Genomic DNA, 24,461 nt, shown 5'->3' with positions numbered 1-24,461 from the left:
CGGGATAACGCCGGATGGCATGGGATGGCCGCGGATGACCCCGGATGGCCGCGGATGCGGGTCCTCTGAGAATTTGTAAATCCATTGATTCAATAAATTTTAAAAACTCATTTTATGAAATCCACAATCGTAAACATTCGTAAAGCTCTTTCATTTTCTCTGATAACGCTCACCCTCGCTGGTACGAGTCTGGTGAGCCGGGCCAATAACGGCAACGACGAAGGCAAGAAGGGATCGGCCGGCAGCTTCGGCTGCGGGCACTGCAGACGTAAAATGCATTGCCGGGAGTGACGGCGCGTATTTGTTCAATGTCGTCTATAACAATATTTCCAACGGCCGATTTAGTGTGGTGATACAGGATGCCGAGGGCAATCAGCTGTTCCAGAGCCTGTATTCCGACAAGAAGTTTGACAAAAAGTTCAGGCTGGCTCAGCCGGAAGAATTTGGCGGGCTGACTTTTATCATCCGTAATCTTGCCGATAACAGCGTACAGCGGTTCGAGGTTGATGCGAATAGCCGTTTCATCGAAGACGTAGAAGTTAAAGAAGTAAAGTAAGCGATGCGCCATATTCAAATAGGCCCCTGTTTTACAGGGAGCCTATTTTTTTGCTGATGCCAAGGATAACGGATGCTTCGTCGTATGTCATAGTTTTTAGTTGATTGGGAGTATAGGTCTTGACCGAACCCTGACTGGTGACCGATATAGTTCCGGGGATGACGACATACCGGTATGTCCATCCGTTTGGGATCGAGCCGTAAGTAGAGATATAGATCTGGCCCACTCCAAATGTAACGGAGAATCCTGCGTCTGCTGCGTTGGCGTAGTCTCCTGATCCGTCGGCGATATAGACGACAACGCTGCCTTTATCCACGATGCTTTGCGTGATGGAACTTGCGGTAATCGTTTGGTCATAGACCGAGTCGTTGTTGTTGTCCAGACCTTCATACTTCATGTTGAATGCCTGCCAGGCGGAGTACATGACGCTGTCTTTGTTACTGCTGCTGCTGTTATTGCTTTTGGAACAGCCGACCGACGTAAAAAGGGCACCCGCTACAAGGCTCAGTAGCGCGAGGATCTTCAATTTTCTCACAACTATAATTTTAAAGATTAATGAATATTGGACTTCGTCCAGTTAACTGGCGATACGTGAGATTGGACCGGTGCGTCTATCGGAATTCGGCGAAATTGATTTTTTTGCCGGTTAAATTTTGGAGAGGGTTTTCTTAGCGGTGGGTTTCGTGGGTTTTTTGGGGTTGGGAGTTTTTGGGGAAGAGGGTTTTCCAGTTGGGGACTTTTTTGAGGCCGTGGGTTTTTTCGGAGTCGCTGGTTTTTTCGGGGCCGCGGATTTTTTTGGAGCCGCGGGCTTTTTCGCGGCAGCCAGCGGGCTATTGTCTTTCCAGCGCCAGAGGTGCATACAGGCATAAGTACGATAGGGGCTCCATTTCTGCGAGATAGTCAGCAGGGCCTCGCGGAAGGCCTTCTTGTCGGTACGATCCAGCCGATAAATATTAAGCATCGCGTTCTGGACGCCCCAGTCGTCGATGGCGAAGACGTCTTCGCGGCCAAGTGCGAACATCAGGAGCATCTCGGCAGTCCACCGTCCTACCCCTTTTATCTGTGTCAGATAAACGATGACCTCTTCATTATCCATTTCGTGAAGAACGTCGGAGTCAAGACCTTTTTCCAGGGCAAAGCGCGCCACATTCTGCACATAGCTAACCTTGGCATTGGACAGGCCGATCGATCGCAGGGTCCCGGAAGGAGTATCGAGTATCTCCTGCGGCAGAGGTATACGACCGTCATAGAGCGCGAGAAATTTATGTTTGATGGAATCCGCCACCTTTGTGGACAGCTGCTGGCTCATGATCGAGGCGATGAGATAAAAGAGAACGTCTTTTCTTCTCTCCACAGTAAGAGGTTGGTGGCCTTCGATGAGCTTTTTCAGCTGTTTGTCCTTTGCAAGGTGGAGGAGATATTCCATGTCGGGTTTTTTAGCAAATTGTTGCTAAATTTAGTAGTTTTTTAGTTTTGGGAAACTAAATTTTTTTGGGGAGTGTGGGGTCCACCCCTCGTCAGGCAAACGTATAACTCACTCCCCCATCCTTCTCGTCCTTGAGGACGATCCCCAGCTGTAGCAGCTGGTTGCGGATCTTGTCAGAGGTCGCATAGTCCTTACGGCTGCGGGCATCGCGGCGGATATCGATGAGCAGGTCGACGACACCTGTCGGCTTCTGGTCGTCGGCGGCAGTCTCACCGCGAAGGCCCAGGATATTCTCAAGGTAGTCGGTGAAATAGGTTTTCATCATCCGGAGGGTCGCGGGGCTGATCGCGTCGCGGCGGATCTGGCCGCCCTTCAGCGAGTTGATGACGGGGACCAGCTCGAAGATATTGGCCAGGACCTTGGCGGTGTTGAAGTCGTCGCTCATGTATTCGTCCAGGCCCAGCAGCAGCTTTCTGACCTGGTCGTCGAGGGACGGGTCGGAGGCCGTCGAGGCGCCGCCGGTTGGGGGGAGATCGGTCGAGGAGCCGCCGATGGTCTCGTCCACTTCCATCTTCTTCAGGAGGTCGTAGGCCTCCCACAACCTCTTGAGCCCTTTTTCCGCGGCCTGAAGGGCCTCATTGCTGAAGTCGAGGGTGCTCCGATAGTGGGTCTGCAGGATGAAGAACCGGATGGTCATCGGCGTATAGGCCTGCTGGAGAAGAGGATGGTTCCCCGAGAACATCTCCGTCAGCCTGATCTGGTTGTTATAGCTCTTGCCCATCTTCTTCCCGTTGATGGTGATCATGTTATTGTGCAGCCAGTAACGGGCGGGGACGTGGTTGTTGCAGATAGTACTCTGCGCGATCTCGCTCTCGTGGTGGGGAAACTGAAGGTCCATCCCTCCTCCATGAATATCGAACTCCGTACCGAGATACTTGGTGCTCATGGCGGAGCACTCGATGTGCCATCCGGGAAGCCCTCGCCCCAGGGACTGTTCCAGCGCATGATGTGCTCGGGCGGCGCCAGTTTCCACAGCGCAAAGTCCTGACGGTTGCGTTTCTCGTCCTGTCCTTCCAGGTCACGGGTGGTCTCGAGCAGATCGTCCAGGATCCTGCCACTGAGCTTGCCATACGGATATTTCGCCGCGTATTTTTTACGTCGAAATAGACGGAGCCGTTCACCACATAGGCGTACCCTTCGTCGATGATCTTCTCGATCATGCCGATCTGTTCGACGATATGGCCGGTAGCGGTGGGCTCGATGCTGGGTTCCAGGTTGTTGAACTGATGCATGGCCCAGTGGAAGAGGTTGGTGTATTTCTGCACGAGCTCCATCGGCTCGAGCTTTTCGACGACGGCTTTTTGGCGATCTTATCTTCGGCTTCACGGCCTTCCTCTTCGAAGTGGCCGGCGTCGGTGATATTACGGACGTACCTTACCTTGTACCCCAGGTGGAGCAGGTAGCGGTAGATGAAATCAAAGGTGATAAAGGGACGGGCGTGTCCCAGATGGCTTTCTCCGCTGACGGTGGGACCGCACACATACATTCCAACGTGGCCGGGTGTCAGGGGGACGAATTCTTCTTTTTGTCTGGTATATGAATTATGGACTTTTAATACGCTCATATGGGCCCGAAGATACAATTTTCTATTTTACGGGGGCCGCGGTGTGGGTGCCGCCCCGGAGGACAAACGTGAATCAAATGTGAACCGCGGGACAAGTGCAAGGGGGGAGATGCTGGGAGACTGTGGGGGTGGTGCGGGGAGAAGGTGGGGGTGGTGCAGGGAGAATGTGGGGTGGTGCAGGGAGAATGTGGGGTGGTGCGGGGAGAATGTGGGGTGGTGCAGGCTGGTTGGGGGGACCGCGTCAGCGCGACGAAAAGACAAGGTCCGCCACCACTGGATGGTGATCCGACCAGGGCGTTACAAACCGCGTACACTGCCGCACGTCAAATCCGTCATTGGCCAGGATATAGTCGATCCGCAGCGTCGGGGAAATATGGACATAGGTGCGGCCGATGCCGAAACCCTTTTGAGGAAGGCGTCCTGCCAGTCGTCGCGGATCGTATGATAGGCATAGGAATTGGGAACGTCGTTGAAGTCGCCGCAGATAAGCCCGGGAAAGGGACATTTGTCCAGCTGTTCGCGCACCTGCTGGGCCTGGTCGCCCCGGTGGCGGAAGGCATAGCGGAGCTTTTTGGTGATCGATTTGGTGGCCGAGAGCATGCTGTCGTCGACGTTCTTGATGATCTCTATATCGTGGAAGTCCTTACTGCGGAAGAGGACGGACTGCAGGTGGGTGGTAAAGATCCTTGCGGTATCGTCGCCGATCTTTATATCCGCGGCGAGGAGGCTTTCGGTGGCGCGGATGCCGTCGGGGCGGGAGTAGCGCAGCATGGAGGAGTCGATTATGGGGTAGCGGGAGAAAATGATGACGCCCTGTTCATACATTTTGTCCGCACGGACATAGTCCCGGGAAAAGAAGAAATAGGGGAAATGGAGGTGGTCGCGGATCCAGGCAATATTGGAGAATGCGTTGCCGGGCGGACCGGACTGATAGAACTCCTGCAGGCAGAGTACGTCGGGGTGCAGGCTGTCGATAAAGGCCAGCATCTTTGCCTTGTGCCCGTTGGCGCCCCTTTTTTGGTGATGGTCTCGTCAAAACTACGGATGTTCCAGGTCATCAGCCGCAGCGAAGCCGAGTCCTTTTTTATATCGAATTTCTTCCCGGGATGGAACGCCATGAAACTATGGATGCTCGACCAGCCGATGATCAATGCGACAAGAGAAAGCAGTGACCAGGGTCTGTAGGAGGGGATGAAAAGGCCGACAATAAAAAAGCCGCCGGTCACGAGCAGCAGCAGCGGGAAAATAAGTCCCAGCAGGGCGACAAACCACCATTTCCCGGGATGCAGATAAGGATTAGCGCATGCCAGCAGGAAGAGGACTACAGCAACAATGTTCAGTGCGATAAATGCCCGCCGGGTGAATTTTCCAATGTTCGCCATGACTTACCCTAAGTTACAAATCTTCTTCGTCCGCGGCCCTTTTCAGGATCTCTTTTTCCTCGTCGGTGAGGAACCGGTAACCCTGCTGGTTGATCTTGTCGAGTATCTCGTCGATACGCTGCTGGGTGACGTTGGGTATCTTCTTGAAAGGCTGGGTACCGGAGACCTTGTAATAGAACTCGTCTTTGGGAGAACGGCCCCTTTTCCTTTTGTTCGGGTTGAACAGGTCGTTCACCCAGTCAAAAAACCGATTGATCCAAATACTGCCGTCATATCCCCGGCGGAGGAAGAAAATAAAGAGCCAGCCGGCGCCTGCGCCCGAGAGGCTGGCGATATAAGCCGCACTGTCGCCGCGGGGGATGCTGGCCATCTGCACCAGCCCGAAAACGGATGTCAGGATCCACAGCGGTATCCCGCCATTGATCATCGGGAAGATGCGGTAGTCGGGGGCGACGGTCGTAGTAGACACGGCCACGGCCATGATCGCGGCGCCTGCCCCTCCCATGGTGATAAGATCCGCGCCGGGCTGCTGGGAGGCGACGACCTCAGGTGTGCAGACCGGGCAGAACGGTATAGGCCAGTACGAAGAGGAGGCCTCCGGCCACACCTCCGTAGAAATAGATCGGGATCAGCTTGCGGTTGCCGGTAAGGTCCTGGAGGATATAGCCAAAGCCCCAAAGCCAGAACATGTTGCCGATAAAACGCCATACGGACAGATCCGAGAACATATAGGTCAGGATTGTCCAGGGACGGGAGGAGAGCTTGTCAAATGTTGGGGGAGATAGAACCAGTCGCGGATATTGACGTTGAAACGGCCGACCGGGATGCTGTTCATGGAATAAATAACCGAAATGAACTGAAGGATAGCGAACAGCACCGCATTGATCACCACCAACTGAACGAGAGCATTCCCATCCTGTCCCAATCCCATCCTCTTGCGATAGTTATCTTCCATTACCCGCATAAAAATTATACTTGTGAAGTTACTTTCTTAACACCTGATCACCTATAAGAGTTTAGTAAAAATTTCGCCTGTCTGTCTTATTCCAGTATATAACCAGTATCAGGCCTATCAGGCCCCTCCGAGGTGGGCCCAATGGGCCACATTATCGCCGGCGCTGGCACGGGCGCCGTAGAAGAGCTCCAGCAATCCATAGCCCAATGCGAGCCATTTGGCTTTAATGGGAAAGAGAAAATTGAAGTAAATGTATTCATTCGGGAAGACCCAGGCCAAAGCGGCGAGACAGCCAAAGACAGCGCCGGACGCGCCGACCGTAGGAATATTGACCGCCAGAGCGGGGCTATAAAGGTATTCCTGCTGGACGGCCATCGGATAGGAATGGAACTCGGCCATCACCGGCACCATCTCGAAATACAGCACGGCCAGGTGAACGACCGCCGCACCGACGGCGCTGACGACATAAAAGATCAGGAAACGTTTGGCACCCCAGTGTGTCTCCAGCATGGCGCCGAACATCCAAAGACCGAGCATATTGTAAAGCACGTGATCCCAGCCGCCGTGCAGAAAAGCATAGGTGATCAGCTGGTGGGGACGGAAATAGACCGAGTGTACGTCGTGAAGCCCAAAGAGATTGACCAGCCGGGCGTCCCAGGCGGCGCCCATGGTATATTGGGCCAGATAGATCAGTATGTTGAGAATTACCAGATTCTTGATTACCGGCGGAAATCGAAGTCCATACATAAGCTATTCCTATTATAAGTCTTTTATTCTTTCAAAAATAACGCTTTTCACCGGTAGTAACGGCGGCCCGCCACTACCTGAACTTTAGCTGCACGATGTTCTCAATATGATGGGTATGCGGAAACATATCCACCGGCTGCACCCTGGTCACGGCATATTTTGCGTTGAGCAGACGCAGGTCGCGTGCCTGGGTCGCCGGATTACAGCTGACGTAGACGACGGTCGGCGCCGCAATCTCCGAGGATCTTGTTCACCAGCCTTTCGTGCATGCCCGCCCTGGGCGGGTCGGTGATGATGACGTCGGGCTTTCCGTGGGTCTCAAAAAATCCGTCGCCGCACACGTCCACCACGTCTCCGTCATAGAACGACGCATGGCCGATGCCGTTGAGCGTGGCGTTCTCCCTGGCGTCCCCGATCGCTTCGGCGATCACCTCCACGCCCACGATCCGCGCCGCCTGCCGGCTGACGAAGATGCCGATGCTGCCGGTGCCGCAATACAGGTCATAAACCGTCTCCCGTCCCGTCAGCTCCGCAAATTCACGGGTCACCTGATAGAGTCTTTCTCCCTGCCGGGTATTGGTCTGAAAGAAGGACTTGGGACCTATCTTGAAGCTAAAATCCTCCAGTTTCTCGATCACGTGGCCCTTCCCGTGGAGGACTTTGGGCGACAGATCGTTAATACTGTCGTTCCATTTGCCGTTCACGGTATATAAGAGTGTGGTCAACTCGGGGAATTGTTGCAGCAAATGATCGGCCAATTTGCGGGTCGTATCCTCGTCCTCATACCCGATGACCAGATTGGCCATCACCTCACCCGTGGTGCAGATCCGGAGCATCAGGTTGCGGAGGAAGCCCTGGTGCGCCTTGATATCATAGAATGACAGGCCGTTCTTTAGTCCATAGTCGCGGACGGCCTTGCGGAGGGAATTGGTCGGCTCGCCCTGCAGCCAGCAGGTGTCGATGTCCACGACCTTATCAAAAAGGCCTTTGGCGTGGAATCCGGCCACGTTCTTTTCGGAGCTGACATTGGGATCGTGGAGCTCGGAGGGCAGCAGGAAGCGCCTGCTGGAAAAGGTGTACTCCATCTTGTTGCGATAGTATTTCGGGTTCTCGGCGCCGACTATCGGACTGATCGGCGGCAGTTCAACCTTCCCTATCCTTTCCAGGACGTCTGCCACCTGTTGCTGTTTGTACTGCGAGCTGGCGGGGATAGGGCAGCATCTGCCAGCGGCAGCCGCCGCAGACCCCGAAATGGGAGCAGAAAGGCTCTACCCGGTCGGGTGAATATTCGTGAAATGCGGTGATAAAACCCTCGGCCCAGTCCTTTTTATTTTTGGAAAGTTTAACATCCACGACGTCTCCGGGTATGGCATTTTCTATGAATATCACCTTACCGTCCACCCTGGCGAGAGATTTACCTTCTGCCGCGTAGTCCTCGATCCAGAACTTTCGACAGGACTATGTTTTTGTTTTTTTTCTCACAGCTGCAAATCTATGGCTAAATTTACGCGAGTATGAATAAAATCCTATTGTCCCCTGGCAGCCTGTCTGTGTCTGGTGAAGGCCCAGGCTCAGGCCGGTCACTCCATCCGTCTTCATCTCAAGCCATATACGGCAGGAAAAGTATATCTGGGTTATTATTACGGAAAGATCAAGGCGCTTGCCGACTCTGCCCAGCTCAACGCCAGCGGTGAAGGGGTGTTCAGCGGAAAGGACAGACTCCCGGGAGGGGTTTATTTTGTCGTTAGCCCGGCCAGGTCGATCCTGTTCGAGCTCCTGATCGACAGCGCACAGCATTTCTCCATTGCCGCCGATACGGCCAGCCTGCCGAACAGTGTGGTTTTTACCGGATCACAGGAGAATATCGTCTTCCAGGGTATACCCGTTATACGGCCGAAAAGGGAGCGGCAATCATGGCCGCGACAACCCAGCTCGCCTCCGCGCATAGCAAAGCCGATTCCACGAAACTGAGGGATAAAATAAAGACACTGAACACCGATATCCAGAACTATCGCGAGCAGCTGGCCACCAAATACCCCAATGGGCTCCTGACAACGCTGTTCCATTTGTTAAAAGAGCCAGATGTCCCTCCCGCGGCAAAGCAGCCGGGGGGCAAATACGACAGCAATTACGCCTACCGGTATTTCAAAACCCACTACTGGGACGGGATCTCTTTTACTGACGAAAGGCTGGCGCGGACACCGGTGTTCGAACCGAGGCTGGACAAATATTTCCGGAACCTGGTCGCGCCGGAAGCGGATTCTATCCAGCGGGAGGCGGACATGATGCTGTTGCAGGCAAGGGTAAGCAAGCCGATGTTCCAGTATCTGATGGTCTACTTCGTACAGAAGTATGTCAACCCCGAGTATATGGGCCAGGACGCCGTATTCGTACATCTGTTCGAGAAATATATCAATACCGGGCAGACGGAATTCTTTACCGAGAAATACCGAACCTTCCTGAACAACAGGGCTTATAGCCTGATGGCCAATCTGATCGGACAGCCCGCTCCCAATCTGGAGATGGTCGACAGTGCCGGGAAGCCCATGCCGCTGTACGACGTGCAGGCGCCCTTTGTCGTTATTTGTTTCTGGGACGCTACCTGTAGTCATTGTAAGGAGACGGTCCCGAAGGTGGACTCCATTTTCCAGGCAAAATGGAAGCGCGAAGGGGTAAAACTCTATGGAGTGATGGTCGACGGTGGCAGGGAGGCCTGGACGCAATTCATTAAAGATCACAATTTAAACGACTGGATACACGTTTATGAAACGAAGGAACATCAGGAGGCGACGGAAAAAGCGGGGCAACCCAATTTCCGCCAGCTGTACGATGTTTATCAAACCCCCATCCTCTATTTACTGGACAAAGACAAACGGATCATTGCCAAAAAACTTTCGTATCAGCAGCTGGACGAAGTTATTAACCTGAAAATGCAGCACGCAAAATCCAATTGATTATGAGCTTACCGGTGAGAAAGATACTTCTTACTCCTGTCCTTTTCCTTCTGATTGCCCGGGCCCGGGCGCAGCCTCTTTTTACTGTCGATGGTTCCGGCATCAGCAGGGACGAGTTCCTGAAAGCCTATAACAAGAACAACAACGGCAGTAAGCCTTCCGATAAGGCCTATCGCGACTATCTCGAACTATATATCCGCTACAAATTAAAAGTCCGTGCGGCCTATGAGGCGCAGCTGGATACCCTGGCCGGCCAGCGTACGGAGCTGCAGAATTTCCGGATGCAGGTGGCGGAGAACTATCTCAAGGACGAGACCAGCCTCGACCGATTGGTAAAAGAAGCGTTTATCCGGGGACAAAAGGACGTCCATATCGCCCATATTTATTTCGCCCTTCCTAAGAATGCGTCGGTACTCGACACCGCCAGGGCCTATGAAAAGGCGATGCTCGCCTATGGCGAACTGCGACGGGGAAAGAAGTTCGGCGAAGTGGCTAAGACGTATTCGGAAGACCCTTCGGCGAAGGGCAACGGGGGGGACCTTGGCTATATCACCGTCTTTACGCTGCCCTATGTGCTGGAGAACCTGGCGTATTCGACGCCGGCGGGACAGTATTCCAAACCATTCCGCAGTAAGGGCGGTTACCATATTTTTAAGAACGAAGGCGAGCGAAAGGCTCTTGGCCGGATCAAGATCGCGCAGATACTGGTGGCCTTCCCTCCGGGCGCTACCGATGCCGTGAAAGCCGCTACGCGCCACCGGGCGGATTCCATTTATGCCCTCCTGCAGAAAGGGGTCGATTTTGCGACCCTTGCCAAAACCAACAGCGGAGACAATCTCTCCTATCAGTTGGGTGGGGAGCTCCCCGAATTCGGTGTCGGCCGTTATGATTCCACGTTCGAGGCAACGGCGTTTGCCCTGGACAGGGAAGGCGCGATAAGCAGGCCTTTTGTCAGCGATTTTGGCTATCATATACTGAAGCTGGTCTCTAAAAAACCTTTCCCAAAACAGTACGACGAAGAGGCCGACGCCAGCCTGAAGCAGCAGGTCCTCAACGATCCCCGGATAGAGGTTTCCAGAAGGGCGCTGTACGCGCGCATTTATCAGCAGACGGAAATGCAGCGCGCTTCGTTGCCGGAGACGGATCTCTCGGCATTCACGGACAGCGCTATGCGAAATATGGGCTTCAGCTCTTACGGAAGCCTCAACTTCAACACCGTCCTCATATCCTTTGCGCGCCGGTCGTACTCCATAAAAGACTGGCTGGACTATGTGCGTACGGTGAGAGGACCCCGGACAGCGGGCCTGCAGGGAAACAAAGACCTCTACGAGCGCTGGGTCGAGCGGGTCGCCATGGACTATTACCGCAGTCATCTCGAGGACTACAATAAGGACTTTGCCTTTCAGCTGACGGAGTTCAAAGAAGGGAATCTCCTTTTCGAGATCATGCAGCGCAAGATATGGGACAAGGCTTCCACGGACAGCGCGGGGCTGCACAACTACTACGAATCCCACAAGAACAAATACTGGTGGGAGAGCAGCGCCGACGCCCTGCTGTTCACGTGTGCCAACAAGACAATGGCGGAAGACCTGAAGACCAAACTGCAGACGCACGGTGTCCATAACTGGAGGCAATGGGCCGACAGCGCCGGCGTTTCCGTGCAGGCAGACAGCGGCCGTTACGAACTGACCCAGATACCCGGTGTTGCGGGCGGTGGTCCTGTCAGTCCCGGTGGCTTTACCTCCTTTGTCACGAATAATGCGGATAATACCGTGGGATTTGCCTATGTCCTGAATGCGTATCCGCAGCGGTCGCCCCGTAACTACAGGGACGCACGCGGATTCGTGATCAACGACTACCAGAGCTGGCTCGAAGACCAGTGGGTGGAAGCGCTGAAGAAAAAATACCCCGTAAAAATAGATGAACAGGTAGTTAAAACACTGCCCTTACAGCCGTCTCGATAACCTTTGGCTTACCCAGCGTGTAGTAGTGCAGCACGGGGACGCCTGCCGCTTTCAGCTCGCGGCTCTGGTGGATCAGCCATTCGGTTCCGACAACCTCAACTTCCGCGTCGGTCCTGCATTTGAGGATCGCGCTGGATAGCTCGGTGGGAAGGTCCACGTGGAATACCTTCGGGAGCATGCTAAGCTGTTTCTTATTGGTGATGGGTTTGAGACCTGGGACGACGGGTACGTTGATACCATTTTCGCGGCAGGTCTTTACGAAATCAAAATATTTCTGATTGTCGAAGAACATCTGAGTGGTGATGTATTCGGCACCCGCCTCGACTTTTTGTTTGAGATACATCAGGTCGGTATCGAGGTTGGGGGCTTCGAAATGCTTTTCGGGGTAGCCGGCGACGCCGATGCAGAAATTGGTCTTCCCGCCATTCTTGATGTCTTCTTCGAGGTAGACGCCCTGGTTGAGGCAAACCACCTGTTTCAGAAGGTCGATGGCGAAGCGGTGGCCGTTGGGCTCGGGTTCGAAGGAGCTCTCGTTCTTCGCGGCGTCGCCTCTGAGTACCAGCACGTTGTCCACTCCGAGGAAATGGAGGTCGATCAGGGCGTCTTCCGTCTCGCGCTTGCCGAAACCGCCGCAGATGAGGTGGGGAACGGCGTCGACCTTGTAGTGGTTCATTATGGCCGCGCAAATACCTACGGTACCAGGCCGTTTGCGGACCTCGACCTTTTCGAATGTCCCGTCCGTCTTCTTTTTGAACATCGTCTCGCTCCTGTGATAGGTAACGTTGATAAAGGCGGGTTTGAACTCCATCAGAGGGTCCAGGTGCTCGTAAATAGAGCTGATGGTCTTGCCTTTAAGAGGAGGAAGAATTTCAAAAGAGACGAGGGTGGATTTTGCTTGCTGGATATGATCGATGACCTTCATGGCGGCTATTCCTTGCTTTTGGGCGCAAAATAATCGATATGTCTTAAAACACCTATAAATTTACCGGATTAGCTTGTAGCTTGCCGTCCGGGGCGTAAATTGCGGGCAAAACGAGTTGATTTGAGTCTTATCATTCATTCCCGAGGATCTTGTAAAAACTTATCACAACCGTACTGTGGTAAACCATGTTTCAGTGAAGCTCGAACAGGGGGAGATCGTGGGTTTGCTTGGCCCCAACGGAGCGGGGAAAACGACCACTTTTTACATGGTCGTGGGGCTGATCAAGCCCGATGACGGGGACGTCTTTCTCAACGACGTCAATATCACCCGATTGCCTATGTACAAGCGGGCCCAGATGGGTATCGGCTATCTCCCCAGGGAGGCTTCGGTATTCCGGAAGCTTTCTGTAGAGGACAATATCCGGTCGGTGCTCGAGATGACCAAACTCAGCAAGACCCAGCAGAGAGAGAAGCTGGAAGCGCTGCTCGATGAATTCCACCTGCACCATGTCCGGAAGAACAACGGGGACTCCCTCAGCGGGGGCGAGCGGAGGCGGACCGAGATCGCCAGGGCGCTGGCCGTAGACCCCAAATTCATCCTCCTCGACGAGCCTTTTGCCGGGGTTGACCCCATTGCGGTGGAAGATATCCAGACCGTGGTAGCGCGGCTCAAATTCAGGAATATCGGCATTCTGATCACCGACCATAACGTAAACGAGACCCTCTCCATCTGCGACCGCGCGTATCTGCTGATAGACGGAAAGATCTTCAAGCACGGCACGGCAGAAGAGCTGGCTGAGGACGAACAGGTCCGGCGGCTTTATCTGGGCCGGAATTTCGAACTCAAACGTAAGGATTATCTCCACGAAGAAGCCCGCAAAGGTCTGGAAGATGTGGTGCGGTCAAGCCACAGTGAATAGGAAGGCCGGCCGCGCCAGTGCCCGATTTTCTTCGCCATGTCCCGCCGATTAGTTATTTTGCCGGTGAACGTGAACAGATATGAAGTTATTGAGCCCGGCCATATCAAGACTTGCCAGATTTCGCCAGGAGCGCATCGATCATTGGATGAATAACCCTATCGATGTGCAGAGGGAAGTCCTGCAACATCTGGTAACCTCGGCCCAATACACCGAGTTTGGCCGGAAGTATAATTTTTCCAAAATCTTCTCGATCCGCGAATACAAGAACGCCGTACCCATCCACGAGTACGACGATCTGAAACCGTATATCCAGCGGATCATGAACGGTGAGCAGAATATCCTCTGGAACACGCCTATCAACTGGTTCGCCAAGAGCAGCGGAACGACCAGCGACAAAAGCAAATTCATCCCCGTCAGCGAAGAGAGCCTCCAGGACTGCCACTACAAGGGCGCCAAGGACGTGCTGACCATGTACTATAATTTCAACCCCGAGTCCGACCTCCTGACGGGCAAGGGTCTCGTCATCGGAGGCAGCCATACCATCAGCCAGGTCAATGAGGACGTGCACTATGGCGACCTGAGCGCCGTGCTCCTGCAGAACTCGCCTTTCTGGGGCCACTGGATCCGGACGCCCGAGCTGAGTATAGCCCTGCTGGACGAATGGGAGGACAAGATCGAGCGACTGGCGGGGAACACCATCGCAGAGAACGTGACGTCCATTTCGGGGGTGCCGACCTGGACGCTGGTGCTGATCCGGCGGATCCTGGAGATAACGGGCAAGGGCTCGCTCTCGGAGGTCTGGCCTTCGCTGGAGCTGTATATCCATGGCGGCGTCGCTTTTACCCCCTATCAGGAGCAATTCAAAAAGCTGATCGGAAAGGACATCCACTACCTGGACATGTACAATGCCAGCGAAGGGTTTTTGCCGCACAGGGGAATCCGAACGACGACGGCATGGTCCTGTTCCTCGACCACGGCATTTTCATGGAGTTCATGCCGGTGGAAGAATATGGCAAACCACACCCCGAGACGATCGGACTGGCCGATGTCGAGCTCGGCCGGAACTACGCGCTGGTGGTCAATACCAACGGGGGACTCTGGCGCTATCTGCTGGGGGATACGATCCAATTTGTAAGCCGCTACCCTTTCCGGATCAAGGTCAGCGGGCGGCTGAAACATTTTATCAACGCCTTCGGGGAAGAGGTGATCGTGGACAATACGGATAAGGCCATTGCCATTGCCTGTCAGAAGACGGGGGCGGTGGTGAATGACTATACGGCGGCGCCGGTCTATCTGAGCTCGGAGGGCGGCAGCGGGGCGCACGAGTGGATGATCGAGTTCGAGCAGGAGCCGGGCAATATGCCGGCCTTTGTCGAAGAACTGGACAAGGCCCTTCAGGGCATCAACAGCGACTATGAGGCGAAGCGGCACAAGAATATCGCGCTGGGCCTGCCGATCGTGCATGCGCTGGGGAAGGGTGTGTTCACCGCGTGGCTGAAAAGCAAGGGCAAGCTGGGCGGACAGCACAAGGTGCCGCGGCTGTCGAATGATAGAAAATATATCGACGAGATCAAGGCGTTGCTACCTTCTCTCTAAGGGCAAGCGTCACCGCCACAAGACTCACCATCGACGAGGTATAGAACAGATAGAGATACGGCACGTCGATACAACAGTAAAAGACCACCAGCGTCAGCTTGAGCATCGCCAGGGGCAGGTTGGCCGGTCGCTTCTCCCGGAATTTCCAGTAAGAAAAAGCCATGAACAGCAATGGCGCGGTAAAACTACCGATGACAAGCACGCGGTGCAGCTCGGCTATCCGGCGCGGGCCAAAGAACCACGCCAGTCCCGGCGCGGTGGTAAAGACGTCGGGGCTGTCTTTCCATACGCGGGCGGCAAAGGCGATATAGTCGCCGGGCAGGGTGGCCAGCCGGACGAAGGTGCTCCAACCGACGGGGATCAGGAAAAAGAGGACAAAGCAGGCGGCACCCGACAGCGCGAACCATAAAAGATATTTCCACCGGCGCTCCAGCACCAGGTACAGGAGATATGCGGGGATCCATCCGATAAAGGCATAACGGCTAAGCATACACAGCGAGGCGGCGATGCCGGTCAGCCAGGAGCCTGCCCGAGACCAGGGCAAGGACCAGCAATACATAGTAGGCAATGACGGTTCCCTCTTCCGACACGCTGATGATACCCGCCGTATTGTCGGCTACTATCCACCAGAACAGGAGAAAGGCGATCACCGCCAGGAAAAAGGACAGGTAGCGGTGTGTCTGCGGGCGGTAGATCGCTACGAAGACCCCGAAGGAGAAGAGGAGGCAGGCGGCGGTAACCCAGCGCATATCGAGGCCCATGGCGATAAAGGGCACATAGGGCTGCCACATGGCGGGGAGATAGATGGGCTGTACGCCGTTCCAGATCCACGGAATACGGTCGTAGATATGGCTGTGCTCGCCGGCGAGAAAGCGTTCGCCCATCACCTTTATGACGGGCAGCATATCGGCATTGGCGATATCGATGGTCCAGTCTTCGAACCAGATGCGGCACCAGGTGTAGAGGATCATGCCCATCAGGCCGATAGCGGCCAGGCGGTAGACGGTGACGGGGTCTTTCCGTCCGCGCAGGTTTAGCCGGGGTATATTCAGGACGGGTAGCCTCAGCAGGAAAATGGCGATGGCGATCCCGGACAGAAAATAGGGAATGGACAGCCGGGGCGCCCAGCCGGGGGCTTCAGGCACCAGGTGACGCTAAGGGTCTCCGCGGCGAAGGCGATGAGACAGGGCGGTCAGCCGGGATGGGGGGCGATTCATAAGGAGTTCATATATTTGGCGCATGAAATTACTCGAAAATAAAATAGCAATCGTTACCGGCGCAAGCCGAGGCATCGGAGAAGCCATCGCCATCAAATTAGCGGAACATGGAGCACATGTCGCCTTTACTTTTCTGAGCAGCGAAGAAAAAGCCCTTGCTTTGGAGAGTAAGCTAAAAGGATTCGGGGTAAAAGCAAAAGCGTATAAGAGCAACGCCGCCGTCTATGCGGAGTGCGAGGCGCTGGTCAACGATGTGACAAAAGAATTCGGTACGGTTGATGTCTGTGTCAACAACGCGGGTATCTCCAAAGATAATCTCCTGCTGCGTCTAACGCCCGAACAGTGGGACGAGGTGATCGATGTCAACCTGAAGAGTGTCTATAATATGACCAAGCAGGTGATCCGTCCGATGATGAAGGCGAAGAAGGGTTCTATCGTGAATATGAGCTCGATCGTCGGTGTCAGCGGGAATGCGGGTCAGAGCAGCTATGCCGCGTCAAAGGCCGGGATCATCGGCTTTACAAAATCTGTCGCGAAAGAACTGGGCAGCCGGAATATCCGTTGCAATGCTATCGCTCCCGGGTTTGTCGAGACCGATATGACGCACTACCTGAAGGAAGGCGACGGGGCGAAGAAGTTCCTCGAAAGCATTCCGCTGGGCCGTTTTGGCAGGGCCGATGAGATAGCCGATACGACATTGTTCTTAGCGAGTGATATGAGTTCCTATATAACAGGACAGGTCATCAGCACCTGCGGGGGGCTGAATATATAAAGAAATTGTAAAAGGGCCGGTCCTCTGGCCCTTTTGACCAAATTTGCCTATTTTTACGGCTCTTGAGAGCTCGAAAGATCATATCTGTTTTTCTTCTGGTGGTATTAAGCGCACAGCTGTTACCGCTGAGGCAAACTATTGCCTGGCTGCTTGGCGGTCAGGTCACGGAAGAGTTGGTGCATGCCGATGATTCTTCTGCCCGTCCCGGAGATGATCTTCAAAAAACTTTCTGCCCGTTTATTCTCCTACCCTGGTCCAATTGAGCTCGCAGAGCGAATCCAAGGTGACGCATGTCATCGTCGTCGAGCTCCCCAGCCGGCATGCGGACGATATTCCCACTCCCCACCGAATTGTTAGGATACATACAGGCTTCTATTTTATTTTATCCTAACTAATTCTATTATGAAAAATTTGTTTCGTAATGCAGCGGCGGATATACCGTCGGCCGTTGTAGTATTTCTTGTTGCGCTGCCGCTGTGTCTGGGTATTGCGCTGGGGTCCGGCGCCCCGTTGTTCTCGGGTATCATCGCCGGCATCGTCGGTGGCGTGGTCATCGGCAGTCTGAGCGGTTCCAATCTTAGCGTTGCCGGTCCGGCCGCGGGTCTTACCGCCATAGTGGTCGTGGCTATCGGCAAGCTGCCGGTATATGAGGCTTTTCTGTTGTCCGTGGTCATTGCAGGCGTGCTGCAGGTAGTTTTTGGCTTTATAAAGGCCGGTATCGTCGGCGACTATGTTCCCAACTCCGTGATCCGCGGAATGCTGGCCGCCATCGGGATCATCCTGATCCTCAAACAGCTGCCGCATCTTGTCGGGTATGACAAGAACTTTTCCGGAGACGAGGCCTTCTTCCAGATCGACCGGGAGAACACATTTTCCGAGCTGTTGTATTCGCTGAACTTCCTGTCGCTGGGCGCCGTCGTCATCGGCCTTATATCCATCGGGATATTGCTGCTGTGGGATCTGCCATTTTTCAAGAGCAGGCCGCTGTTCAAGTTCATCCCGGGGCCGCTGGTCGTCGTCGTCGTGGGGACGCTCATCAGCATCGGGCTTCAGCGTGTCGGCGGGCACTGGGATCTGGCTGCCAACCATTTCGTCAGCCTGCCGGTAGCGAAGGACTTTTCAAGTTTTGTTGGCTTTTTCCGGCTGCCCGACTGGCAGTATCTCGGCAACTATCATGTGTGGGTAACCGGTCTGACTATCGCGCTCGTCGCCAGCCTGGAGACCCTGCTGAGCATCGAGGCGATCGACAAGCTCGACCCTTACAATCGCAGTACTCCGACCGACAGGGAGCTGAAAGCGCAGGGCATCGGGAACCTCGTCTCGGGTATGCTGGGCGGGCTGCCTATAACTTCGGTTATCGTTCGTAGCTCCGCCAATCTGAATGCCGGCGCCAGGTCCCGTCTTTCGACCATTACGCACGGCATGTTGTTGCTGTTGTCTGTCCTGCTGATACCGGGTCTTTTGAATGCGATTCCGCTGAGTGCGCTGGCGGCCATTCTGATCATGACCGGCTACAAGCTGGCCAAGCCCACCCTCTTCAGGGAATTCCATTCGAGGGGCTGGGATCAGTTCGTGCCCTTTGTAGTGACTATAATTGCCATTCTTTTGTCCGACCTGCTGATCGGGATCCTGATCGGCATCGGAGTAGCCCTTTTCTTCCTTGTGAGGAGCAATTTTCGCTCGGCGGTGATGATCGTACACGACCAGAACAAGTACCTGTTGCGTTTCCGGAAAGACGTATCCTTCCTGAACAAGCCTATCGTAAAGGACAAGCTGGAGGGCGTTCCCGGGGAGTCATATGTGCTGATCGATCTTACGCGGGCGGATTTTATCGACAAGGACGTGGTAGACGTGATCAATGAGTTCATGCACCACGCTCATCTGAAGAATATCCGCGTCGAGATCAGGAAGAGTCTGTACAAGACCGCGCATCAGGCGGTGGGGGTACAGGGGGAGTCCGATGTAAAGGCGGCGTGAACCGCCCCGGGGGTGAACCGCGTGAACCGGCTCTGCGGAGCCGGCGCGAGACCTGCGTGAACCGCGAGAACCGCGTGAACCACGTGAACCGCGAGACCCGCGAGACCCGCGTGAACCACGAAAGCGTCCTAATTGACTATATTGCATAATATTTAGAAGAAAACAGCTTAATAATGACACCTATAGAGAAATTATTATTGGAAAACAAGGCCTGGGCCGAGGAGGTAAAGTCGGATGATCCCGCCTATTTCGAGCGCCTTGCGCATTTGCAGACGCCGCAATTCCTTTGGATCGGCTGCAGCGACAGCCGGGTACCCGCGGACAGGATCACCGGCACGCAGCCCGGCGAGATATTCGTACACCGCAATATCGCGAATCTGGTGATCCACACGGACGTGAATCTGCTGAGCGTGCTGGACTTTGCGGTCAATCACCTGAAAGTAAATCACGTGATCGTCTGCGGACACTATGGATGCGGGGGCGTGAAAGCGGCAATGACCAACCACGACTTCAAGTATGTGCTCAACATGTGGCTTCGGAATATCAAGGACGTATACCGCCTTTACAACGACGAGCTGGAGGCTATCCCGGATATGGACAAACGCGCCGACCGGCTGGCCGAACTGAACGTCAAGGAGCAGCTGCTGCACCTGGCCAAGACCTCCATTATTCAGCGCGCATGGAAATACGACCGGAGGCCGCATTTGCACGGATGGATCTATGGACTGAAGGACGGTCTGATCAAGAACGTCTTCGAGATGGAGCCGGGAGCAGGACTCGATCCGCTGTATAGATATGATGACCTATAGGTGGATCCTTCCGAGTATCCATTGCCCGATATTTTTGCCGCAAACCAGGCCGCCAGAAATGGCGGCCTTATAGTGGATGCCACCGTAGAATCTTGACACGGCCGCTTCTTCCGCGGCGGCGTGAAAGGACGTGAATGAGCGCACCGGCAGTCCGAATTCTTCTTCCGAAGTATCGTCAAATGCAAAATGATCGCCGAGCAGCCCTTCCAGGACTGTGGCGGTAGCCTGAGAGATCACGCTATGTCCGCTGTTGTATTCGGGAAAGGGCGGCGTTTGCAGGAGAGGGCGCCAGCCTTCGTTGATGTAGGAGTCGATATAGGTTTCCGGCCGGATGACATTGCTCCTGTATTTTTCGTCCCAGCAGGCGATGAAGGCGTCGAACAGCGCGATCGAGCTCATGGTATAGAGCAGTGCAGACTCCAGCATATCGGCTTTTTCTTCCGCGCGGCGATAGCCACTATCGAGATCCAGTGACCGCCGGGAGAGATCTTTTTGACGGCATAGTTGAGGTGTCCTTCCATGGTAACCGCAAAGGGGTTGCAGTCCCAGAAATTGGCGACGTCTTTCTGGCTTGTCGTCAGGTGGTTGCCGACCTCATAAACTTCGTATGCCTGGCGGTAGAAGGCACTGGCGCTGTCCTTACTGAATTCGACAGGCGGCGCGGGTCTGAACTGGCTGGCGCTGTCCAGTACGACGGTGCGAATTCTATTCCAGTATGGCTCGACCGCCGACATATATGCCGGCGGTGTGGGTATCCATTTGCCTTCCTTTTTCATGAACCGATAGCGCGGGAGTTTGCGGGTCTCTTTGTACTGGTCCTTGTCTGCCCAGGCGATGACCGAGTCGGCGGCCTGGCGGCCGTATCTTAAAGAGGCTTCGTATGTCGCGTTGTGTTTGAATCCTGCGAGGATTGCCCTTAGCGAGTCCTCGACGACCGCTTCGCTGAAGAGGAGTTTTTTCCCGACCAACAGGAAGGCACAGACGGCGGAGAGGCCGCCATCGACAGTCCCGCGCGGCGCGGGCAGATCGGGAAAGCCGTATATCTGGCCGTGAAGGCTGCGGTGTTTGCCGGGCCAGGCCCTGACCAGCACCTCATAGGCGGCGATATTGGTATACAGATAGATCCGGCTGGCGACGGGTGGGGAAAAGATGTCGTGCACCATGATATCGGTGACGGCCTTTTCGGCACGGTGCAGGGGGATGCGTCGGGTTGTGCGAGGGTTGCGTACCCGGTGATGAGGAAGAATATGACTAAGGCGTTTCTCATTTAGTGTTGACTTTTAGTACCTGAACCGAATCGTCGTTCTTTGCGATCACCAGCAGGCGCTGGCCGGACGGGTCTTTTATTTCCACCATTCTACGGACGTCACCGCCGATATACAGGCCGCTGGTTGCGGGATCAACAGGCTGATAGCCCGAAGCGCCGCCTTTCAGCAGCAGGCCGAGGCTTGCGTCACACCGTCCCAGTTGTGCGCGGTACGGGAAAAATTACCGGCGATCAGCAGATCGGCTAGGCCATCTCCGTCAAAATCGTCCGATACCGCAGCAAAGACTTTCGAGAACTGGGCAGGGACGGGAAGGGGTTTGAAGTCCAGCTTTCCGCCTCCCGCGCTGTGGAGGATGCCGGAGGCCAGCTGTTCGCAGGTGAGTAGTTTTGCGTTTTGGAGGGCGTCTTTTGGAACAATATCTTCTACCGTGGCGTCGGCATAGTCGCCGTATTTGATGAATTTCTTCCGAAGGGCCGTCACCTCATCGAGCAGCTCGTCGCGGGAGGCCATCGGATAGCTTTTCCCCTTTATATAGTAACAGAACAGCGGGTCGATCGTCCCGTTGCCGTCGATATCGGTGACGTACAGCCGCATTGGTTCGCGGCCTGAAGCCCTGAACTGGCCGTTGTAGCCTGCATTACCGAGGAGCAGGTCGCCGCCGGCCAGCGGCGTTACGGACGCCCACATTCCTCCTGTGCCGCTGAGACCCGCGGATGCCGAAACATCCGTAAGCCGGCCATTCTTATTGTCGAACAGCATGACCGGCATCCAATCCCCCGCCAGCAGCAGTTCGGGAAACTGGTCGTGGTTTAGGTCGACCCATGCCGCGGCCGTCACCATTCCGGGCAGGCGCAGGGCCGGCGCGAGCTGATCGGTCACGTCGGTAAAATGTCCGCCGTCGTTGCGCAGGAGGTAACTCCCTGAGGGCAGCGGGAAAGAGCCGGGCAGGCCGCGCCCGCCGATGAAGAGGTCGATATCGCCGTCGTGGTCAAAGTCTCCGGCTGCGATCGTCAGCTTGCTGCTCAGCATGGGAGGAAGTGCGCCGGCCGGTGCTTTTGTAAAATGACCCTTGCCGTCGTTAATATACAGCAGGTCCTGGTACTCCTCCGACTGATCGGCATATTCGTTGCCGCCACAGACGATATACAGGTCCGGATCCCCGTCGTTGTCTGCGTCGAAGAACAGGGCATTCACCTGCTCGTGTACCGAGTCCGTGTCCCGTGGCTGCGATGGCGATTGTTTGAACCGGCCTTCTGCCGTCTGCAGATAGAGGGCGCCCGGCTGTCCGATCGCCCCGCCGAGATAGAGATCTTCGAGGCCGTCGCCGTTGACGTCGGCTTTAGCGAGGGCTGGTCCTTCTCTTGACAGCTCGTAGGGTATGAGAACTTCCGCTTTGAAATCGACAAAATCGTTTTCGTGGTGGTGGAAGGAGAGGCCCGAGGCCTCCGTGATATCGGTAAAGAGAGCGGCAGGTTTTGCAGGAGACGGGTCGCCTTGTCCGGCGTCCTTTTCCGCCAGCTGGAGTATCTGGTCGGGCTGCAGGTCGGTGAGGCGGGTTGTTTTGCCGGAGGGCCAGATGACGGTGAGGGTCTTCGGGGAGGCGGTCCTGGAGAAGCCGAAGAACAGTTCGGGCGCCATCGTCGACTGGTAGCCTCTCACGGGGTATAGCTCCTGGTATTGTCTGATGCCGTCGCCGGTTTCCAGTGTGGCTTTTGCGCCAAAGGCCCGGGTGTTCAGCCCGTCGCCGGTCAGGCGAAGCCGCAGCCAGTGGTTCTTTTTTGTCCTGTCCTCGTCGTTGCGATAGACCTCGGCCGGCTGGTTGTTGTTGCAGACCACCAGGTCGAGGTCGCCGTCATTGTCGAGATCCGCATAGGCGGCGGCGTTACTTACCGACGGCGTCGAAAGCCCCCACCCCGTCGTAACATCCGTAAAGGTCAGGTCTCCGTTGTTATGGAAAAGATAGTTGTTGAGTTTGTTCGAGGGCATCTGCTTCACGAGATCGTAGGTCTGGAAGTTCTGGCGTCCGGCCTTCGCGGCCTGTACCTTGGCGTCGGGGACGATGTACTTCAGGAAGTCCATATTCGTGAAGTCCCGCAGATAGCCATTGCTGATGAAAAGGTCCTTCCAGCCGTCGTTGTCGAAGTCGGCAAAGAGTCCTGCCCAGCTCCAGTCCGTATTGGAAATGCCCGCGAGCTGACCGATCTCGCTGAACCGGAGGTTGCCGCCGGCGTCGACTCCCTCGTTCAGGTGGAGCATATTGCGCATCTGCTGGTGGTAGTAGCCGCTGTCGATAAGGAGGTGGTATTCGTCGTATTCGTCGGGTCCTTTCAGCAGTTTTTGGCGGTGGTTGTCTTCGGGAAGCATGTCGAGGGTGAGGACGTCGGGCCGGCCGTCATTGTTGTAGTCGGCGATATCGCTGCCCATCGAATATTTAGAGATGTGTGTGAAGGATTTGGCGAGGGATTCCGTGAAATGGCCGTTGTGGTCGTTGTGGTAATAGCAGTCTTTTTCCGTGTAGTCGCTGGTGGTGTAGATGTCCGGCCATCCGTCCCCGTCGAGGTCGCTGACGGTCACGCTGAGGCCGAAGTTGAGGGCGTTGTTGACGACGCCTGCTTCGAGGGTCACGTCGGTGAAATGACCGCCGTCGTTGCGGAACAGCCTGTTGCCATACCGCATGTCGGGTGTCGAGCGGATCTTGCGGGTATTGAGGAAGGGATTGTAGGTATGGTTGGAGTGGTTGAGCAGGAACATATCGAGGTCGCCGTCCCTGTCGTAGTCAAAGAACACGGCCTGGGTGGACTGCGTGCCCGGCGCGTCGAGGCCGTAGGCGGCGGCCATGTCTTTGTATACGGGTATGCCGTCTTTTATCTCCTGGCAGATAAAGAGCTGGTTGCTCAGGTTCGCGGGGTCGGTGTACTTGCCCGAGTGGCATACATAGATATCCAGCAGACCGTCCCCGTTGACGTCGGCGATGCTGACGCCCGTGGCCCAGGTGCCATTGCCCGCGACGCCAGCTTTGTGGGTTATGTCCTCAAAACTGAGGTTGCCCCTGTTGCGGTATAGTTTGGAGGGGCCGGTATTCCCCGAGAAGAAGATATCGCTGAGGCCGTCGTTGTTGAGGTCGGCGATGCCGACGCCCGCGCCGTTGTAGAGGTATTCATAGCGCATGACGTTGACCGAGTCGTCCTCCCGGATGGTATTCTGGAAGGAGATGCCGGTTTGCTTCGGGTCGAGACGGGTGAAGATCGGTGTTTGCGTACCTGGGTGCGCCGGCGTCTGCGCGCAGGCGCCCGCGGCCGCCAGCAGGGCTGCGGCGAAAAGCACGGGCATGGCCGTGCGGACGGATGGTGTAGTTAGCTTCAAGACATGGAGT

At 55.2% G+C, this 24,461-nt stretch carries 28 protein-coding genes and 5 pseudogenes; 13 read left to right on the top strand and 20 right to left on the bottom strand.

Going from position 1 to position 24,461, the window contains the following annotated elements:
- Positions 1-114: 114 nt before the first annotated feature.
- A complete protein-coding gene (locus ACQ86N_RS46315) occupies positions 115-291 on the top strand; it encodes a hypothetical protein (RefSeq protein ID WP_431212978.1) in 177 nt (58 codons plus the stop codon).
- Positions 292-301: 10 nt separating this feature from the next.
- Positions 302-556 carry a hypothetical protein gene (locus ACQ86N_RS46310; RefSeq protein ID WP_431212977.1) on the top strand — a complete coding sequence of 85 codons (255 nt, stop codon included), beginning with the start codon at positions 302-304 and terminating at the stop codon, positions 554-556.
- Between the two features lie 31 nt (positions 557-587).
- On the opposite strand, the gene ACQ86N_RS46305 is transcribed toward ACQ86N_RS46310, so the two are convergent.
- The 6 genes and pseudogenes from ACQ86N_RS46305 to ACQ86N_RS46280 all read right to left on the bottom strand — a co-directional run.
- Positions 588-1,091, bottom strand: a complete 504-nt coding sequence (locus ACQ86N_RS46305; RefSeq protein ID WP_431212976.1) for a hypothetical protein — start codon at positions 1,089-1,091, stop codon at positions 588-590.
- Between the two features lie 111 nt (positions 1,092-1,202).
- Positions 1,203-1,982 carry a DNA-3-methyladenine glycosylase family protein gene (locus ACQ86N_RS46300; protein ID WP_431212975.1) on the bottom strand — a complete coding sequence of 260 codons (780 nt, stop codon included), beginning with the start codon at positions 1,980-1,982 and terminating at the stop codon, positions 1,203-1,205.
- Between the two features lie 91 nt (positions 1,983-2,073).
- Positions 2,074-2,427: a DALR domain-containing protein gene (locus tag ACQ86N_RS46295; RefSeq protein WP_431217876.1), complete on the bottom strand. Its 354-nt coding sequence runs from the start codon at positions 2,425-2,427 to the stop codon at positions 2,074-2,076.
- 231 nt (positions 2,428-2,658) lie between these two features.
- Positions 2,659-3,059: pseudogene (locus tag ACQ86N_RS46290) on the bottom strand (cysteine--tRNA ligase); the annotation flags it as partial.
- Between the two features lie 128 nt (positions 3,060-3,187).
- A pseudogene (locus ACQ86N_RS46285) lies at positions 3,188-3,316 on the bottom strand (hypothetical protein); the annotation flags it as partial.
- Positions 3,317-3,450: 134 nt separating this feature from the next.
- Positions 3,451-3,528 (bottom strand): annotated as a pseudogene (locus ACQ86N_RS46280) (hypothetical protein); the annotation flags it as partial.
- Positions 3,529-3,701: 173 nt separating this feature from the next.
- Between ACQ86N_RS46280 and ACQ86N_RS46275 the strand changes: the two are divergent.
- Positions 3,702-3,890: a hypothetical protein gene (locus ACQ86N_RS46275; protein WP_431212974.1), complete on the top strand. Its 189-nt coding sequence runs from the start codon at positions 3,702-3,704 to the stop codon at positions 3,888-3,890.
- Between the two features lie 13 nt (positions 3,891-3,903).
- Here the strand turns inward: ACQ86N_RS46275 and ACQ86N_RS46270 are convergent.
- Positions 3,904-4,605, bottom strand: a pseudogene (locus ACQ86N_RS46270) (endonuclease/exonuclease/phosphatase family protein); the annotation flags it as partial.
- Positions 4,606-4,650: 45 nt separating this feature from the next.
- Between ACQ86N_RS46270 and ACQ86N_RS46265 the strand changes: the two are divergent.
- The gene (locus tag ACQ86N_RS46265) at positions 4,651-4,791 is read left to right on the top strand and encodes a hypothetical protein (RefSeq protein ID WP_431212973.1); all 141 of its coding nucleotides are present in this window, start codon (positions 4,651-4,653) and stop codon (positions 4,789-4,791) included.
- Between the two features lie 210 nt (positions 4,792-5,001).
- Here ACQ86N_RS46265 and ACQ86N_RS46260 read toward each other — a convergent pair whose 3' ends face one another.
- The 7 genes from ACQ86N_RS46260 to ACQ86N_RS46230 all read right to left on the bottom strand — a co-directional run bounded on the left by ACQ86N_RS46260 (position 5,002) and on the right by ACQ86N_RS46230 (position 8,079).
- Positions 5,002-5,595 carry a DUF6576 domain-containing protein gene (locus tag ACQ86N_RS46260; protein WP_431212972.1) on the bottom strand — a complete coding sequence of 198 codons (594 nt, stop codon included), beginning with the start codon at positions 5,593-5,595 and terminating at the stop codon, positions 5,002-5,004.
- Positions 5,534-5,716, bottom strand: coding sequence for a rhomboid family intramembrane serine protease (locus ACQ86N_RS46255; RefSeq protein ID WP_431212971.1), 183 nt, complete (start codon positions 5,714-5,716; stop codon positions 5,534-5,536). Before ACQ86N_RS46255 ends, ACQ86N_RS46260 begins: the two co-directional genes overlap by 62 nt.
- Positions 5,717-5,721: 5 nt before the next feature.
- Positions 5,722-5,943 carry a hypothetical protein gene (locus ACQ86N_RS46250; protein WP_431212970.1) on the bottom strand — a complete coding sequence of 74 codons (222 nt, stop codon included), beginning with the start codon at positions 5,941-5,943 and terminating at the stop codon, positions 5,722-5,724.
- A gap of 117 nt (positions 5,944-6,060) precedes the next feature.
- A complete protein-coding gene (locus ACQ86N_RS46245; protein ID WP_431212969.1) occupies positions 6,061-6,690 on the bottom strand; it encodes a rhomboid family intramembrane serine protease in 630 nt (209 codons plus the stop codon).
- Positions 6,691-6,763: 73 nt separating this feature from the next.
- Positions 6,764-6,862 carry a hypothetical protein gene (locus ACQ86N_RS46240; RefSeq protein ID WP_431217875.1) on the bottom strand — a complete coding sequence of 33 codons (99 nt, stop codon included), beginning with the start codon at positions 6,860-6,862 and terminating at the stop codon, positions 6,764-6,766.
- A gap of 28 nt (positions 6,863-6,890) precedes the next feature.
- Complete coding sequence (locus tag ACQ86N_RS46235; protein WP_431212968.1) at positions 6,891-7,868, bottom strand: class I SAM-dependent RNA methyltransferase; 978 nt, start codon at positions 7,866-7,868, stop codon at positions 6,891-6,893.
- The gene (locus tag ACQ86N_RS46230) at positions 7,834-8,079 is read right to left on the bottom strand and encodes a hypothetical protein (RefSeq protein ID WP_431212967.1); all 246 of its coding nucleotides are present in this window, start codon (positions 8,077-8,079) and stop codon (positions 7,834-7,836) included. Before ACQ86N_RS46230 ends, ACQ86N_RS46235 begins: the two co-directional genes overlap by 35 nt.
- Positions 8,080-8,247: 168 nt before the next feature.
- Here ACQ86N_RS46230 and ACQ86N_RS46225 point away from each other — a divergent pair, with 168 nt between their 5' ends.
- From ACQ86N_RS46225 to ACQ86N_RS46215, 3 genes are read left to right on the top strand one after another with little or no spacing between them, the layout of a single operon-like run.
- Positions 8,248-8,661 (top strand): DUF4369 domain-containing protein, encoded by a 414-nt coding sequence (locus ACQ86N_RS46225; RefSeq protein WP_431212966.1) that lies wholly within the window; start codon positions 8,248-8,250, stop codon positions 8,659-8,661.
- A complete protein-coding gene (locus ACQ86N_RS46220; RefSeq protein WP_431212965.1) occupies positions 8,604-9,644 on the top strand; it encodes a redoxin domain-containing protein in 1,041 nt (346 codons plus the stop codon). The genes ACQ86N_RS46225 and ACQ86N_RS46220 overlap by 58 nt, the downstream gene beginning before the upstream one ends.
- Positions 9,645-9,646: 2 nt before the next feature.
- Positions 9,647-11,608 (top strand): peptidylprolyl isomerase, encoded by a 1,962-nt coding sequence (locus ACQ86N_RS46215; protein ID WP_431212964.1) that lies wholly within the window; start codon positions 9,647-9,649, stop codon positions 11,606-11,608.
- On the opposite strand, the gene ACQ86N_RS46210 is transcribed toward ACQ86N_RS46215, so the two are convergent.
- Positions 11,577-12,530, bottom strand: a complete 954-nt coding sequence (locus tag ACQ86N_RS46210) for a methylenetetrahydrofolate reductase (RefSeq protein WP_431212963.1) — start codon at positions 12,528-12,530, stop codon at positions 11,577-11,579. The genes ACQ86N_RS46215 and ACQ86N_RS46210 overlap by 32 nt on opposite strands.
- A 193-nt stretch (positions 12,531-12,723) precedes the next feature.
- Between ACQ86N_RS46210 and lptB the strand changes: the two genes are divergently transcribed.
- The 3 genes and pseudogenes from lptB to ACQ86N_RS46195 all read left to right on the top strand — a co-directional run bounded on the left by lptB (position 12,724) and on the right by ACQ86N_RS46195 (position 15,045).
- Positions 12,724-13,449: an LPS export ABC transporter ATP-binding protein gene (lptB, locus tag ACQ86N_RS46205; RefSeq protein ID WP_431212962.1), complete on the top strand. Its 726-nt coding sequence runs from the start codon at positions 12,724-12,726 to the stop codon at positions 13,447-13,449.
- A 79-nt stretch (positions 13,450-13,528) separates the two neighbouring features.
- A pseudogene (locus ACQ86N_RS46200) lies at positions 13,529-14,269 on the top strand (GH3 family domain-containing protein); the annotation flags it as partial.
- Positions 14,270-14,403: 134 nt separating this feature from the next.
- A complete protein-coding gene (locus ACQ86N_RS46195) occupies positions 14,404-15,045 on the top strand; it encodes a hypothetical protein (RefSeq protein ID WP_431212961.1) in 642 nt (213 codons plus the stop codon).
- Here the strand turns inward: ACQ86N_RS46195 and ACQ86N_RS46190 are convergent.
- Complete coding sequence (locus tag ACQ86N_RS46190; RefSeq protein WP_431212960.1) at positions 15,020-15,535, bottom strand: hypothetical protein; 516 nt, start codon at positions 15,533-15,535, stop codon at positions 15,020-15,022. The two genes, ACQ86N_RS46195 and ACQ86N_RS46190, sit on opposite strands and share 26 nt — an antisense overlap.
- Positions 15,528-16,190 carry a hypothetical protein gene (locus ACQ86N_RS46185; RefSeq protein WP_431212959.1) on the bottom strand — a complete coding sequence of 221 codons (663 nt, stop codon included), beginning with the start codon at positions 16,188-16,190 and terminating at the stop codon, positions 15,528-15,530. The genes ACQ86N_RS46190 and ACQ86N_RS46185 overlap by 8 nt, the downstream gene beginning before the upstream one ends.
- 94 nt (positions 16,191-16,284) lie before the next feature.
- Here ACQ86N_RS46185 and fabG point away from each other — a divergent pair, with 94 nt between their 5' ends.
- From fabG to ACQ86N_RS46170, 3 genes are all read left to right on the top strand, one after another.
- Entirely contained in the window at positions 16,285-17,034 is a 750-nt protein-coding gene (gene fabG, locus ACQ86N_RS46180; protein WP_431212958.1) for a 3-oxoacyl-[acyl-carrier-protein] reductase, read from the top strand.
- A 402-nt stretch (positions 17,035-17,436) separates the two neighbouring features.
- Positions 17,437-19,011, top strand: coding sequence for a SulP family inorganic anion transporter (locus tag ACQ86N_RS46175; protein ID WP_431212957.1), 1,575 nt, complete (start codon positions 17,437-17,439; stop codon positions 19,009-19,011).
- Between the two features lie 173 nt (positions 19,012-19,184).
- Positions 19,185-19,820 carry a carbonic anhydrase gene (locus ACQ86N_RS46170; protein ID WP_431212956.1) on the top strand — a complete coding sequence of 212 codons (636 nt, stop codon included), beginning with the start codon at positions 19,185-19,187 and terminating at the stop codon, positions 19,818-19,820.
- Here ACQ86N_RS46170 and ACQ86N_RS46165 read toward each other — a convergent pair.
- From ACQ86N_RS46165 to ACQ86N_RS46155, 3 genes are all read right to left on the bottom strand, one after another.
- Positions 19,815-20,246 carry a vanadium-dependent haloperoxidase gene (locus tag ACQ86N_RS46165; RefSeq protein WP_431212955.1) on the bottom strand — a complete coding sequence of 144 codons (432 nt, stop codon included), beginning with the start codon at positions 20,244-20,246 and terminating at the stop codon, positions 19,815-19,817. The genes ACQ86N_RS46170 and ACQ86N_RS46165 overlap by 6 nt on opposite strands.
- A complete protein-coding gene (locus ACQ86N_RS46160; protein ID WP_431212954.1) occupies positions 20,216-20,983 on the bottom strand; it encodes a hypothetical protein in 768 nt (255 codons plus the stop codon). Before ACQ86N_RS46160 ends, ACQ86N_RS46165 begins: the two co-directional genes overlap by 31 nt.
- Positions 20,984-21,250: 267 nt before the next feature.
- Positions 21,251-24,451, bottom strand: coding sequence for a VCBS repeat-containing protein (locus ACQ86N_RS46155; RefSeq protein ID WP_431212953.1), 3,201 nt, complete (start codon positions 24,449-24,451; stop codon positions 21,251-21,253).
- Between the last annotated feature and the right edge of the window lie 10 nt (positions 24,452-24,461).

It is taken from the genome of Puia sp. P3, from assembly GCF_050632245.1.
Lineage (GTDB): Bacteria > Bacteroidota > Bacteroidia > Chitinophagales > Chitinophagaceae > Puia.
The sequence above is the reverse complement of the archived record's forward strand: the minus strand, read 5'-3'. Positions and strand labels throughout refer to the sequence as shown.

What these genes read in the sequence shown, in the direction of transcription:
- ACQ86N_RS46170 (WP_431212956.1), top strand. Translation starts at nt 19,185, where the DNA reads ATGACACCTATAGAGAAATTATTATTGGAAAACAAGGCCTGGGCCGAG.
- ACQ86N_RS46250 (WP_431212970.1), bottom strand. Translation starts at nt 5,943, where the DNA reads ATGGAAGATAACTATCGCAAGAGGATGGGATTGGGACAGGATGGGAAT.
- ACQ86N_RS46315 (WP_431212978.1), top strand. Translation starts at nt 115, where the DNA reads ATGAAATCCACAATCGTAAACATTCGTAAAGCTCTTTCATTTTCTCTG.
- ACQ86N_RS46195 (WP_431212961.1), top strand. Translation starts at nt 14,404, where the DNA reads ATGGTCCTGTTCCTCGACCACGGCATTTTCATGGAGTTCATGCCGGTG.
- ACQ86N_RS46255 (WP_431212971.1), bottom strand. Translation starts at nt 5,716, where the DNA reads ATGTTCTCGGATCTGTCCGTATGGCGTTTTATCGGCAACATGTTCTGG.
- ACQ86N_RS46295 (WP_431217876.1), bottom strand. Translation starts at nt 2,427, where the DNA reads ATGAGCGACGACTTCAACACCGCCAAGGTCCTGGCCAATATCTTCGAG.
- ACQ86N_RS46190 (WP_431212960.1), bottom strand. Translation starts at nt 15,535, where the DNA reads ATGCTTAGCCGTTATGCCTTTATCGGATGGATCCCCGCATATCTCCTG.
- ACQ86N_RS46165 (WP_431212955.1), bottom strand. Translation starts at nt 20,246, where the DNA reads ATGCTGGAGTCTGCACTGCTCTATACCATGAGCTCGATCGCGCTGTTC.
- ACQ86N_RS46220 (WP_431212965.1), top strand. Translation starts at nt 8,604, where the DNA reads ATGGCCGCGACAACCCAGCTCGCCTCCGCGCATAGCAAAGCCGATTCC.
- ACQ86N_RS46245 (WP_431212969.1), bottom strand. Translation starts at nt 6,690, where the DNA reads ATGTATGGACTTCGATTTCCGCCGGTAATCAAGAATCTGGTAATTCTC.
- ACQ86N_RS46265 (WP_431212973.1), top strand. Translation starts at nt 4,651, where the DNA reads ATGTTCCAGGTCATCAGCCGCAGCGAAGCCGAGTCCTTTTTTATATCG.
- ACQ86N_RS46300 (WP_431212975.1), bottom strand. Translation starts at nt 1,982, where the DNA reads ATGGAATATCTCCTCCACCTTGCAAAGGACAAACAGCTGAAAAAGCTC.
- fabG (WP_431212958.1), top strand. Translation starts at nt 16,285, where the DNA reads ATGAAATTACTCGAAAATAAAATAGCAATCGTTACCGGCGCAAGCCGA.
- ACQ86N_RS46160 (WP_431212954.1), bottom strand. Translation starts at nt 20,983, where the DNA reads ATGGTGCACGACATCTTTTCCCCACCCGTCGCCAGCCGGATCTATCTG.
- ACQ86N_RS46210 (WP_431212963.1), bottom strand. Translation starts at nt 12,530, where the DNA reads ATGAAGGTCATCGATCATATCCAGCAAGCAAAATCCACCCTCGTCTCT.
- ACQ86N_RS46175 (WP_431212957.1), top strand. Translation starts at nt 17,437, where the DNA reads ATGAAAAATTTGTTTCGTAATGCAGCGGCGGATATACCGTCGGCCGTT.
- ACQ86N_RS46215 (WP_431212964.1), top strand. Translation starts at nt 9,647, where the DNA reads ATGAGCTTACCGGTGAGAAAGATACTTCTTACTCCTGTCCTTTTCCTT.